14 protein-coding genes are annotated in these 11,064 nt (G+C 69.6%); 9 read left to right on the forward strand and 5 right to left on the reverse strand.

Features of this window, described 5'->3' with window-relative positions:
• Positions 1-98: 98 nt before the first annotated feature.
• On the reverse strand, positions 99-776 hold the full coding sequence (locus ACWGIG_RS08465; protein WP_453320768.1) for a DUF4232 domain-containing protein: 678 nt from the start codon (positions 774-776) through the stop codon (positions 99-101).
• A gap of 284 nt (positions 777-1,060) precedes the next feature.
• Between ACWGIG_RS08465 and ACWGIG_RS08470 the strand changes: the two genes are divergently transcribed.
• The 9 genes from ACWGIG_RS08470 to ACWGIG_RS08510 all read left to right on the forward strand — a co-directional run bounded on the left by ACWGIG_RS08470 (position 1,061) and on the right by ACWGIG_RS08510 (position 7,730).
• Positions 1,061-1,789 carry a TetR/AcrR family transcriptional regulator gene (locus ACWGIG_RS08470; protein WP_453320769.1) on the forward strand — a complete coding sequence of 243 codons (729 nt, stop codon included), beginning with the start codon at positions 1,061-1,063 and terminating at the stop codon, positions 1,787-1,789.
• A 167-nt stretch (positions 1,790-1,956) separates the two neighbouring features.
• Positions 1,957-2,355: a WXG100 family type VII secretion target gene (locus ACWGIG_RS08475; protein ID WP_453320770.1), complete on the forward strand. Its 399-nt coding sequence runs from the start codon at positions 1,957-1,959 to the stop codon at positions 2,353-2,355.
• A gap of 14 nt (positions 2,356-2,369) precedes the next feature.
• Complete coding sequence (locus tag ACWGIG_RS08480; RefSeq protein ID WP_453320771.1) at positions 2,370-2,675, forward strand: WXG100 family type VII secretion target; 306 nt, start codon at positions 2,370-2,372, stop codon at positions 2,673-2,675.
• The gene (locus ACWGIG_RS08485; protein WP_453320772.1) at positions 2,675-4,414 is read left to right on the forward strand and encodes an RNase A-like domain-containing protein; all 1,740 of its coding nucleotides are present in this window, start codon (positions 2,675-2,677) and stop codon (positions 4,412-4,414) included. Before ACWGIG_RS08480 ends, ACWGIG_RS08485 begins: the two co-directional genes overlap by 1 nt.
• 20 nt (positions 4,415-4,434) lie before the next feature.
• Entirely contained in the window at positions 4,435-5,004 is a 570-nt protein-coding gene (locus tag ACWGIG_RS08490; RefSeq protein WP_453320773.1) for a hypothetical protein, read from the forward strand.
• Positions 5,005-5,060: 56 nt separating this feature from the next.
• Positions 5,061-5,360 (forward strand): RNase A-like domain-containing protein, encoded by a 300-nt coding sequence (locus ACWGIG_RS08495; protein WP_453320774.1) that lies wholly within the window; start codon positions 5,061-5,063, stop codon positions 5,358-5,360.
• 13 nt (positions 5,361-5,373) lie between these two features.
• Positions 5,374-6,066 (forward strand): contact-dependent growth inhibition system immunity protein, encoded by a 693-nt coding sequence (locus ACWGIG_RS08500; protein WP_453320775.1) that lies wholly within the window; start codon positions 5,374-5,376, stop codon positions 6,064-6,066.
• Between the two features lie 31 nt (positions 6,067-6,097).
• The gene (locus tag ACWGIG_RS08505) at positions 6,098-6,406 is read left to right on the forward strand and encodes a hypothetical protein (protein WP_453320776.1); all 309 of its coding nucleotides are present in this window, start codon (positions 6,098-6,100) and stop codon (positions 6,404-6,406) included.
• Positions 6,407-6,506: 100 nt separating this feature from the next.
• Complete coding sequence (locus ACWGIG_RS08510) at positions 6,507-7,730, forward strand: NlpC/P60 family protein (protein ID WP_453320777.1); 1,224 nt, start codon at positions 6,507-6,509, stop codon at positions 7,728-7,730.
• A gap of 70 nt (positions 7,731-7,800) precedes the next feature.
• Here the strand turns inward: ACWGIG_RS08510 and ACWGIG_RS08515 are convergent, their stop codons facing one another.
• The 4 genes from ACWGIG_RS08515 to ACWGIG_RS08530 all read right to left on the reverse strand — a co-directional run bounded on the left by ACWGIG_RS08515 (position 7,801) and on the right by ACWGIG_RS08530 (position 10,649).
• Complete coding sequence (locus ACWGIG_RS08515) at positions 7,801-9,039, reverse strand: styrene monooxygenase/indole monooxygenase family protein (protein ID WP_453320778.1); 1,239 nt, start codon at positions 9,037-9,039, stop codon at positions 7,801-7,803.
• 62 nt (positions 9,040-9,101) lie between these two features.
• Entirely contained in the window at positions 9,102-9,743 is a 642-nt protein-coding gene (locus ACWGIG_RS08520) for a GTP-binding protein (RefSeq protein ID WP_453320779.1), read from the reverse strand.
• Positions 9,724-10,173, reverse strand: coding sequence for a DUF742 domain-containing protein (locus ACWGIG_RS08525; RefSeq protein ID WP_453320780.1), 450 nt, complete (start codon positions 10,171-10,173; stop codon positions 9,724-9,726). The genes ACWGIG_RS08520 and ACWGIG_RS08525 overlap by 20 nt, the downstream gene beginning before the upstream one ends.
• Positions 10,170-10,649 carry a roadblock/LC7 domain-containing protein gene (locus ACWGIG_RS08530; protein ID WP_453320781.1) on the reverse strand — a complete coding sequence of 160 codons (480 nt, stop codon included), beginning with the start codon at positions 10,647-10,649 and terminating at the stop codon, positions 10,170-10,172. The genes ACWGIG_RS08525 and ACWGIG_RS08530 overlap by 4 nt, the downstream gene beginning before the upstream one ends.
• Positions 10,650-11,064: the final 415 nt, after the last annotated feature.

Consider the following 11,064-nt stretch of genomic DNA (forward strand, 5'->3'; position numbering starts at 1 on the left):
AGGGGCAGGACCGCACCGCCCACCCCGTGCGGGTCGGCCGCCCTGGCCGGCACCACTCCGTCCGGGTCGGCCGCCTGGCCGGGACCACCCCGAGCGGGTCAGCCGCCCTGGCCGGCACTGCCCATCGGGCCGATCTTCACCTGGGAGCCGGAGCCGTCCGTGACGGGCAGCGTGCCGCTGCCCGGCCAGGCGAGGGTGACCGACTTCGTCTCGTCCGGCGGGGTCACGACCAGGCCCGTGATGCGGACGCCGGAGCCGCCCGACTTGTTGACCGGGTAGTGGATGCCGAAGTACGTCGACTCCCCGCTCTTGAGGATGTCCGCGACGACCGGCTCACCGCTGCGCTTCGCGGACAGCGAGCCCGAGTTGGTCTTCAGGTCGACGCCCGCGTACCCGGAGATCGCGCAGTCGCTGCCGCCGGTGTTCTTCAGTTCCACGGCGACGGTGTGGTCGGCGTCGCCCCCGACGGTGGCGTCCGCTGCCGTGATCTTCAGCCCGTCGGTGCGGCACTTCTCGACCTTGCCGCCCTCGGGGGAGCCGGACCCGGCGGTCGCGCCCTGTCCGCCGGAGCCCTTGCCGGCCGAGTCCTTCCCGGAGGAGTCCTTTCCGGCGTCCTGGCCCGCACCGCCCGAGCCCGAACCGCCGGTCGAGGAAGCCTCGGTGGGGGCGGACGACGGGGCGCTCTGTCCCGTGCCGTCCTCGTTGTTCTGGCAGGCCGTGAGCGAGAGACCCGCGGCGACGGCCAGGGCGGCGAAGGTGAGCTTGTGAGCGCGCATCGTTTCTTCCTCAGCATGGGGGGGCAGTGTCGGCCGCTCGGTACGGGTTGTCGGTACGGGCCGGTCCGAGCGAGCGTTTCTGATCACCAGGACCCGTCCGGCCCGGTGAATCGTTCCGCCCAACCACCCCCTCATACACCCCTGTTACATGCACCGATCGCTGGGACGGACCCGTAACACGGAGGATCTTGACCACGGCCGGTGACATGCTCTCCTCAACCGCCCCCTCCCGCCCCCGCCCGCGCCCGAGGGCAGCCGCCCACCGGACGATTACGCTGCGACGCATGACCACCGCCGCTCCCTCCCCCGCGTACCGCCGCCTCAGCGTGGAACAGCGTCGCGTTCAGCTCATCGGCGCGGCGCTGTCACTGTTCGCGCACCGGGCCCCCGAGGACGTGTCGCTCGACGACGTGGCGGAGGCGGCCGGGGTGTCCCGGCCGCTGGTCTACCGGTACTTCCCCGGCGGGAAGGTCCAGTTGTACGAGGTGGCGCTCGGGTCCGCCGCCGACGAGCTGAAGCTGTGCTTCGCCGAGCCGCAGACCGGGCCCCTCACCCAGCGGCTGGCCAGCGCCCTCGATCGCTACCTCGGTTTCGTGGACACGCACGATGCGGGGTTCAGCGCGCTGCTTCAGGGCGGGAGCGTCGTCGAGACGTCCCGGACCAGCGCCACCGTGGACGGGGTGCGGCGGGCCGCGGCCGAGCAGATCCTGCTGCATCTGGGCGTGCAGGACACCGCCGGGCCCCGGCTGCGGATGATGGTCCGGACGTGGATCTCGGCGGTCGAGGCCGCCTCCCTCATCTGGCTCGACGAGGGCAAGCAGCCGCCGCTGCCCGAGCTGCGGGACTGGATGGTCGACCACTTCATGGCCCTGCTCACCGCCACCTCCGCGACCGATCCGCAGACCGCGGACGTGACCCGGCAGGCCCTGGCCCTGGAGACCTCCGACGGGGCGGCGGGCGTGCTGGCACGGAGGATCGTCCCGGTGCTCGCGGAGGCGGCTCACCTGTTGTGATCCGGGATGTCCCAGGTATCTCGCGGTGGGCCCCGGGGTGTCCCGCGTGGGTCCCGGAAGTGATCCGGTGAACCGCGCGGCGCCCCGGAGGATCGTGTACCTGAAGCCGATTGTTAAGCTGCCTCGCTGATCGCCGGGACAGGGAAGTCCAGCCAGTGGGGGGTGTGATGAGCCGCGCCGATCTCGCCGCGAGCAACAAGAAGTTGACCGACCTGGCAGACGATCTCGAAGCCATGCAGGTGTACCTGAACAATCAGGTCAAGCGCATGGACGCCATCGTCGACGAAATCGAGGCGGGCTGGCGTGGGCCCACCGCCAGGACATACCGGAGCCTGCACCGCGGAGCCGCGAAGGACGCCGTACGCATCCGCGAAACGATGAAACAGATCGAAGCGGCCGTGCGCATGGCCAGGGACGGATTTACGACGCAGGAACTGGATCGCGTGCTGAGCTTCCAGAAGATCGAAGTCGCCACGGACATCGGCCGAGAGGTCGACGCGCTGTCCACGCCCAACCTGGATGCCGCCAAGCCCACGAAGCCGTCCAGCCGCCTCGGCGACCTCTGACCATCGGGGAACACATGCAGGACGACGAGCACATATCCGTCAGCTTCGCAACGCTCCACCTTCTGACCGAAAACCTGGAGGACATCCTCAAGGCCCTCAACGAGAGTCTTCACGTGCTCCAGGGCCGAGCGGAGAAGGTGGTTCTCTCCTGGAACGGCGAGGCGCGGGAAGCCTTCATCGACAAGCTCGACGAGTGGGACAGGTCCGCGCGCGACCTCCAGGCCACACAGAAGCTGCTCCACACGATGGCGACCACCGGGCACGCCAACTACGCGGCCGCGCACCAGGCGGTGCTCCGGGGCTGGGGCGGCGGATCCTGATGGGGACGCCGGCGACGCCCCCGCAGGGCGGCACCATCGACGTCAAGCCGTCCGACCTGTTCCGGGTATCGGGCGAGGTGGCGATGCAGCAGCCGATGATGAACCAAGGTGCCAAGAACCTGCTGAGAGATCTGCAGAAGTACCCCGACGCCGGCGGGTTCGGCACGGCACCCCAGGCATTCGCCAAGTCCTATCTCAAGGTCGGCAACAGATTCCTTGAGGTGTGGGCCAAGAGCGTCGTCAGCATCGGTGGGGCTGCCGTCGGCTTCACCTCGACCGCAAACAACTACGCCAAGGCCGAAGCGGCCAGCAATCCGTCCAAGAAGGGGCTGACACAGCCCCGGCCGCTGCCGCAGGTCATCGAAAAGCCGCCCCACTACGGCTCGGTGCCCGACCTGAAGTGGGGCGACGACGACGGCGGCGACGACTTCCTGCGCACTGTCCTGGAGTGGGTTCCGGGCCCGGTACGGGACGTGCTGCGTCCCGTGGTCAAGCACGCCTTCCGGATGGGCAGGGTCGCCGATGTCTACCCGTTCCCGCAGCAGCACTTCCTCAACTCGCTGTCCAAGGAATGGGTCTCCATGACCATGACGCTCACCATGGTGGAAGGCACGCTGACCGGCAACGTCAGCAGCATCACCCAGCAGAGCAACAGCGAGTGGTACGACGCCATGCGGCAGTTCTGCAGCTCCGTCTGGGGCACCACAGCATGGGGCAGGAGCCGGGCCGGCTACGAGTGGAAGCACGACAGCAGCGCTTCTCCGACCTCCTCGCACCCGGTGATGGCAGTGCTGTTCGACACCGCGAAGAAGATCGGCGATCTGCTCTACGCGTTCGCCGAGGCCGCGGTCTACATCAACCACGAGGTCCATGAGATCTACATGGACGCAGTACGGGACGCCATCCCCAAGATCGAGGTCGACCTCAAGGACGGCCTCGGCATGGACGACGTCAAGGGCCTCTTCAAGGGCTTGGCGAAGGGCATCGCGAAGGGCGCGTCCCAGCTCGGCCAAGGCATCGTCCTGAACATGGACACCGCCGCACTCAATGCGGTCGTCGAGACGTACAACGGCAAGGTCAACGCTCTGGTTCCCCAACTCGACGCCTTGCTGGCCCCGCTGGACGAGGCGTACCTCAGCGCGCCCACCTTCCAGGCCGAAGAGGCCCGCGCCCAGGCGTTCGGTGCCCGCTCGCTCAACGAGTTCAAGGACGAGCACCGGTGGACGAACCCCGAGGATGCCAAGAACGGTGTCTACAAAATGGACCTGGCGGGCTCCGAATGGCTCGACAACGGGCACACTCTCGACAAACACGTCGGCAAGACCGACGAACAGCTTGCCCAGCGTCTGCGTGACCAGGGAACTCAAGCCACCGCCACCTGGCCGCACGGAAAGCCGAGCATCGGCGGTTCGTCGACGTTCGAATCCGTACAGAAGGCCCAGGAACTCACCCAGTACAACATCAACAAGAATTCACAGGAAATTCAGGACTGGCTGAAAGGCCCGCCGCCCCCGACGAACAGCGACCGGCCGAAATCGTTCGACAGTACGGCGCCGAACGGTGAGATCAGCGGCCGGAGCGTCACCAAGCAACCCGATCCGAACGATCCCGGTACCGGATTCAAGGACCACGGCCTGAACGCCAAGGCCGTACCCGTCACGGGGATCAGAACCGTCCTTAAGTACGATGACTCACTGGACCCGCCTTTCGCCGTACTCACTTCCATGCCCACCGGATGACGGACGCAGCAGGAGCCGACATGACCTCGTCCCTGCAACAGGCCTGGGAAGCGGCAGCCCTGCGCCTGTTCGACGACAAGTACTCACTCGTTGCCGTGGGGCCCAGAACGCACGACGACTGGCGGATCGACGCCTTGGCCGTCATGGGCCGGGAGACGGCCGACCCGCGCGGCTGGGCTGTGCTCGACTGGGACTTCGAGGGCGACAGCCGCCGGATCGAGGTCGGCCCCTCGTTCCCCTTCGTGCTGCCCACCGCTGCACGCCTGGCCGAGTCGCTGTACGAGATCACCGGAGCGTCGGCCGCGGAGCTGCTGGTGGCCATGACCGACGACTGGTTCAAGGCCGAGGACATTCCAGGGTTCGCGGAAAGGAAGGGGGAACTGCTGGCGGACGCCGAAACCCTCCTTTCCCGATTTGAGCCGGCGGGCGCGTATTACACGACCGCCAGAAATGCAGAGGCCCCGAGCAAACCGGACTTCTTCACCGAAGTCACTGGAGGCGTCAATCTCACCATGCTCCTGATGGACCTCGGCCTCGTCGCCGTATCGGAATCCGAGATCGGTGTCTTCTGGTCCTTCAACGACTACTGATCCGAAAGGATCGGTGATTCAAGGTCGTTCATATCCGTCCGATGGAGACCCGCACCATGCGCACTCGCAGTTCCAGCTATCCCGACCGGGAAACGGCCCAGTGGGCGACCCAGCAGGTGGTGACCCGCAACGAGCAAGCCATCCACCGGTGGCTGGCCCAGGGCAGCAGGCAGCGGCTGACGGTCGAGGCGGCCTGGCCCTCGCGGCCCGGCCCGGTCGGCCGCGTGCTGCTGCAGGCCATGATGCTCGCCGGGCGCGAGCCCGTCGACGTACGGGCCGCCCGGGTGGTGCTGCGTCGCGAGCCGGCGAGCCCGCACGGCTTCGTCGTCCTCTCCACCGTCCCGTTCTACCTGTAGAGGCCGGCCCCAGATGCCCATGAATCCGCTCGAATTCGACCGCCGTTACGGCGAGTTGGACCAGGTGGTCAGCGCCTACGCCGGCCAGGAGGCCGACGACGCGCCGGACCGGCCGAGCGAGGCCCTGACGGCATACCTGCGCCACACGTGGCGCGTCCGCCCCTGGGCCCTGTCCGTCGCCGAACAGCAACTGCGCGACTACGCCCGAAATCCCCCGGGACGGCTTCGGCTGCGCCTCGGCGAGTTCTACCCGGTGCCCGATGTGGGGCTGCCCGAGTCCCACATCCAGGACTGGCTCTTCCTGCTCGCCGACCACATCAAGCACAGTGTCGAAGCCGGTGAGGTCCCGCCACCCTCCGCACCCCGAACCCACTGGGAGTGGCAGGCCCGCTTCCCCGAACTGGCCCAGTTCCTCGGCGGCTGGTTCTCCCAGGACATGCCCGACGAGTTCGGCGACCACGACGCGGCGGTGCGGGACTACGACACGACCACCGATCGCGGCCTGGTCGCCCGCCTCGTCGGCGAACTCCACGAGCTGCTCGCCCTCGGTCTCGACGAGGCCGACTACGCGCTCGGGACGGCAGAGCTGGGCATGGAGGTCGATCCTCCGCAGCCGTACTCGCCCAGCGGCTGGCTGGCCCTGGTCGCGAACTCGCTGGGCGGCTTCCGGCCGGACTACGGACCGCCGCCCAAAGACGCGTCCTGAAGGGCGCTGTGACACCTGTGACACTGGTGGAGTGAGAAGCGAGAAGACTCCCTTTGTCGGCGGGCCGCTGGACGGCAGGGCCCTGGACGTCCTGACCGGGCCGACCGGGAATCCGCCCAAGTGGTACGAGGTGCCGGTGCCGGACGCCGGGGGCGGGCCGCCGGCCGTGTACGCGTACGAGCGCAGGCCCGCCGGGTACAGCAAGCGGCTCGGGCTGCAGCGCGGCTGGAAGTACGTGTACGTGCCCGAGGGGCGGGAGCCGTGGAGCCCGAAGTGGCCGTGGTCGAAGTCCACGCGCCACGCCGGGGACGGGCCGTCTTCGACCGGTACGGGTGACTGAGCTGCGCCGCCCCGCCCATCCGGCGGGCTGACAGGGCGTCATGGGCGCACCATCGGGCTGAGCCGGGCGTCGTGCCCGGCCCGGTACCGGAGGTGATGGCGTGGCAGGACGGCTCAGGACCGCAGTGGTGATCGCGGCGGCGACGGTGTGGGCGGCGACCACGGCCACGGCGGGCAGCGCGCACGCCGTGCCCGATCCCGATGATCCGTTCGGCAGCACGGTCGGCGAGCCGGCTGACACGGTCGACGCGAGTGCGGGTGCCGGTGTCGGGAAGCTGCTCGCCGATCTCCAGAAGCTGTACCAGCAGACCGAGGAGGCCAGCGAGGCCTTCAACGCCACCGAGGAGAAGGTGAAGGCGCAGCGGGCCGAAACGGCGCGCGTGACAAGGGAGTTGGGCCGGGTCCGGAACGCCCTCGCGGAGGGCAGGCGGGCCGCCGGGCAGCTCGCCCGGGAGCAGTACAGGGGAAGCGGCGACCAGGCGTACTCCTCCTTCGTACGGCTGCTGACGTCGAGCGATCCCGAGCACGCGCTGATGCAGGGCCACACCCTGCGCCGGGCCGCCGCGGCCCGCGCCGTGAAGGTGGCGGGGCTGGAGAGGGGCGAGAAGGAGGCGGACCGGCTGGCGACCGCGGCGCGGGCCGCGCTGGACACCCAGCAGACCCTCGCCGCGAAGCAGAAGAAGGACCGGGACGCCGTGCAGGCCCGGCTGAAGCAGGTCGAGGCGGCACTGGCCGCGCTGACGGCCGACCAGCTGGCGGAACTCGCGGCGCTGGAGACCCGTTCGGTGGAGCGGGCGCAGCAGAAGCTGATCGGGTCGGGGGCCTTCGGGCCCGGTGGCGTACGGGCCTCGCGCGCGCCCTCGCGGGAGGGTGACCGGGCGCTGACGTACGCGACCCGGCAGCTCGGCAAGCCGTACGTGTGGGGTGCGGAGGGGCCGGGCTCCTTCGACTGCTCCGGGCTGACGCAGCAGGCCTGGGCCGCGGCCGGGCGGACCATTCCGCGCACCAGCCAGGAGCAGTGGCGCGAGCTGCCGCGCGTGCCGCTGTCGGCGCTGCGCCCCGGCGACCTGGTGATCTACTTCCCGAAGGCGACCCATGTGGCGATCTACCTGGGCAACGGGCGGGTCGTGCAGGCGCCGCGCCCCGGCGCCCATGTGAAGGTGTCGCCGCTCGCGTCGAACCCGGTCCTGGGCGCCGTCCGCCCCGACCCGGCGGCGACCTCGCTCACCTCCTACACCCCGCCGGACCTGCCGGCGGGGCGCACGGTGGACGGGAACGAGTCGGACGCGGGGTACGGGGCAGAGGACGCACCCGGAACGGACTAGGCCCGACCGGGACCAGGACCAGGACCAGGACCAGGACCAGGGGCCCGGGGCGGACCAGGCCCGGGGCGGACTAGGCCTGAGGGGCGACCGACGCCAGGTACGCGTTCGTCTTCTCGGGCTCGTAGAAGAAGTTCTCGAAGTCGGCCGGGTCGTTGAAGCCGTTCGCGAACCGCTTCGCCACCGGCGGGAGTTGACCGGCCGCGCCGATCAGGTTGAGGACGTGCTCGGGCGGGACCCCCAGCATGGCGTTGGTCCACTTGGTGACGTGCTGCGCGGTGTCCCAGTAGCGGTCGAAGGTGCGCTGCATCCACGCCTCGTCGAAGTCGCCCGCGCCGTGCGAGACGATCGATTCGAGGTACGAAGCGGCGCACTTGGAGGCCGAGTTGGAGCCCTGTCCGGTGATCGGGTCGTTGGCGACGACGACGTCCGCGACACCGAGGACGGCGCCCCCGCCGGGCAGGTGGCCGATCGGGTTGCGGACGGTGGGGGCGTACCGGCCGCTCAACGTGGCGCCCGCATCGGTGAGTTCGACGCGGGTGGCGCGCGCGTACTCCCAGGGAAGGAACTTCTCCATCAGTTCGAGGGTGAGGGAGAGGTGCTCGGAGGGGTCCTTGATGCCCTTGAACGCGTCGATGGGGCCGCCCGGGATGCCCTCCCAGAAGAGGATGTCGGCGCGGCCGGAGGTGGTGAGGGTCGGCATGACGAACAGCTCGCCGACGCCGGGGACCAGGTTGCAGCGGACCGCGTCGAAGTCGGGGTGCTCGGGGCGCGGGCCCATGCCGTGCACGTACGCGACGGCGAGCGCGCGCTGCGGGGCGTCGTACGGGGAGCGGGCGGCGTCGCGGCCGAAGAGCTGGACCAGCTCGCCCTTGCCCGCGCTGATCAGCACCAGGTCGTACGTACGGGAGAAGAAGTCCAGGTCGGAGACTGCCGCGCCGTGGATGACGAGCTGGCCGCCGCGCTGCGCGAAGGTGTCCATCCAGCCGGACATCTTCACGCGCTGGTCGACGGACTGGGCGTAGCCGTCCAGCTTGCCGACCCAGTCGACCGGGCGGGAGCCGTCCGGGGCGGCGACGGAGAGGCCGACGCCCTCGATGCGCGGGGCCTGGGACTCCCAGAAGTTGAGCCGGAGGTCGCGCTCGTGCTGGAGGGCGGTGTCGAACATGCACTGCGTCGACATGACCTTGCCGGCCCGGATCTCGTCGGACGTGCGGTTCGACATCAGGGTGACTTCGTAGCCCTTGGACTGCAGGCCCAGGGCGAGCTGGAGGCCGGACTGACCGGCTCCGACTATGAGGATCTTCCGCATGGGGTGGGTGGCTCTTTCAGTCAGCGAGGTTCGGTCGGCGCGGTTCAGTCAGCACGGTTCAGTCAGCGCGGTTCGGTCGGCGAAGGCTGGGCGGGGGTGGCGTCCAGGGCGTGGGCGACCATGTCGAGGAGGGTCTCGACGACCGAGACGCGACTGCGGGCGTCCATGATGACGACGGGGACGTGCGGAGGCACGGACAGTGCCTCGCGGACGTCCTCGCTCGCATAGCTCTCGGTGCCCTCGAAGTGGTTGACGGCCACGATGTACGGGAGGCCACAGCTCTCGAAGTAGTCGAGCGCCGGGAAGCAGTCGGTGAGGCGGCGGGTGTCGGCGAGGACGACCGCGCCTATCGCGCCGCGCACCAGGTCGTCCCACATGAACCAGAACCGCTGCTGGCCCGGCGTGCCGAACACGTACAGGACGAGGTCCTCGTCGAGCGTGATCCGGCCGAAGTCCATCGCGACGGTCGTCGTCGTCTTGTCCGGCGTCGCGGACAGGTCGTCGGTGTCCTCGCTGGCGGTGGTCATGACCGCTTCGGTCTTGAGCGGGGTGATCTCGGAGACCGAGCCGACGAAGGTGGTCTTGCCGACGCCGAAGCCGCCCGCGACCACGATCTTGGTGGCGGTGGGGGCCCGGGTGTGGTCCAACTGCCAGGCAGCGGGATCTTGTTCGGGAATGGTGGCCTCAGAGGCGACGGAGCCCATTGCGGACCCTTTCCAGCAGTGCGCGATCGGGGCGGCCGGCGCCGTGGCCGGTTCCGTACACGCGGATCTTTCCCTGGTCGGCCAGGTCGCTGAGCAGGACGCGGACCACGCCGAGCGGCATCTTCAGCAGGGCGGCCACCTCGGCGACCGTCCGCATCCGGCGGCACAGCTCGATGATGGCCTGCATCTCGGGGGCGACCCGGTTGCCGGGGGTGCGGCCGGTCAGCTCGGGGCGCTCCGGCGACGCTTCGATGGCGGGCGCCTTGAGGGCGGAGCTGTCGAGGGCCGCCACGAACGTCTCCACCAGGAGTACGTGCGTGAACCGCGTCCGGCCGCCGGTGAGGGAGTACGGGCGGACGCGGGCCGGGCGGCGGCCTTCGCCGCGTATCGGCAGGCGGGACGGGGCCGGCGGAGAGCTCTGCGGGATCAACTGGCACTCTCCATCGATTTGCGCAGCTCGCTGCGGAGTTCGGGGGTGAGGACGTGTCCCGCACGGCCCACGAAGAGCGCCATGTGGTAGGCGACGATGCCCATGTCGCAGTCGGGTGCGGCGTGCACGCCGAGCAGCGAGCCGTCGCTGATCGACATCACGAAGAGGCTGCCGTGCTCCATGGCGACCATCGTCTGCTTGACGCCGCCGCCCTCCATCAGCCGGGCGGCCCCGACGGTGAGGGAGCCGAGGCCGGAGACGATGGTGGCGAGGTCGGCGGTGGAGCCCTTGGGGCCGACCAGTGCCGGTGCGGTGCCCGGGAGCATGTGGTCCGGGTCCGAGGACAGCAGAAGCAGGCCGTCGGACGACACCACGGCGACCGAGACGAGGCCGGGCACCTCCTCGACCAGATTGCTCAACAGCCAGTGCAGATTGCGGGCTTCACTGCTCAGCCCGTAGGTGATCGGCGCGGTCAACTGTGTGCCTCCTCGACGGTGTCCCCCTCGGTGTCGGGCCGGTTGGTCCTGTCGGTCTTGGTCGTGGCGCCCGGTCCCCCGGTTGCCCCGTCTACCCCGTGATCCCCGTTGTTACCACTAGTTGCGATCTCTGCTTCGACGTCCCGCCTGCCGTTCTTCGCTCCCTGGTGGAATCCGCCCAGGCGGCGGCGGAGTGCGTCGGCGTCAACTCCGCCGGAGCGCTGCGGCGTGGCGTCGGACGCGGGCTTGACGACTTTGGGGGTGCGCTTGGGGAGGCCCTTGTCGGTGAGTCGCGGAGTGGTCGGCTCCGGCTCGGCCGGTGAGGTGGGCTCCGTGGTGGGCGCAGGCGTGGGCGCTTCTTCTCGTACGGGCGCTTGTGCGGCCTCCCGTACGGGCTCTGGGGCGGGGGCCGGAT

The organism is Streptomyces sp. NPDC054863, from assembly GCF_053610825.1.

Excerpts from the sequence above, each read along its gene's own strand:
- ACWGIG_RS08480 (WP_453320771.1), top strand. The coding sequence starts at position 2,370 with ATGCAGGACGACGAGCACATATCCGTCAGCTTCGCAACGCTCCACCTT.
- ACWGIG_RS08465 (WP_453320768.1), bottom strand. The coding sequence starts at position 776 with ATGCGCGCTCACAAGCTCACCTTCGCCGCCCTGGCCGTCGCCGCGGGT.
- ACWGIG_RS08520 (WP_453320779.1), bottom strand. The coding sequence starts at position 9,743 with ATGGGCTCCGTCGCCTCTGAGGCCACCATTCCCGAACAAGATCCCGCT.
- ACWGIG_RS08495 (WP_453320774.1), top strand. The coding sequence starts at position 5,061 with ATGCGCACTCGCAGTTCCAGCTATCCCGACCGGGAAACGGCCCAGTGG.
- ACWGIG_RS08485 (WP_453320772.1), top strand. The coding sequence starts at position 2,675 with ATGGGGACGCCGGCGACGCCCCCGCAGGGCGGCACCATCGACGTCAAG.
- ACWGIG_RS08500 (WP_453320775.1), top strand. The coding sequence starts at position 5,374 with ATGCCCATGAATCCGCTCGAATTCGACCGCCGTTACGGCGAGTTGGAC.
- ACWGIG_RS08490 (WP_453320773.1), top strand. The coding sequence starts at position 4,435 with ATGACCTCGTCCCTGCAACAGGCCTGGGAAGCGGCAGCCCTGCGCCTG.
- ACWGIG_RS08470 (WP_453320769.1), top strand. The coding sequence starts at position 1,061 with ATGACCACCGCCGCTCCCTCCCCCGCGTACCGCCGCCTCAGCGTGGAA.
- ACWGIG_RS08515 (WP_453320778.1), bottom strand. The coding sequence starts at position 9,039 with ATGCGGAAGATCCTCATAGTCGGAGCCGGTCAGTCCGGCCTCCAGCTC.
- ACWGIG_RS08475 (WP_453320770.1), top strand. The coding sequence starts at position 1,957 with ATGAGCCGCGCCGATCTCGCCGCGAGCAACAAGAAGTTGACCGACCTG.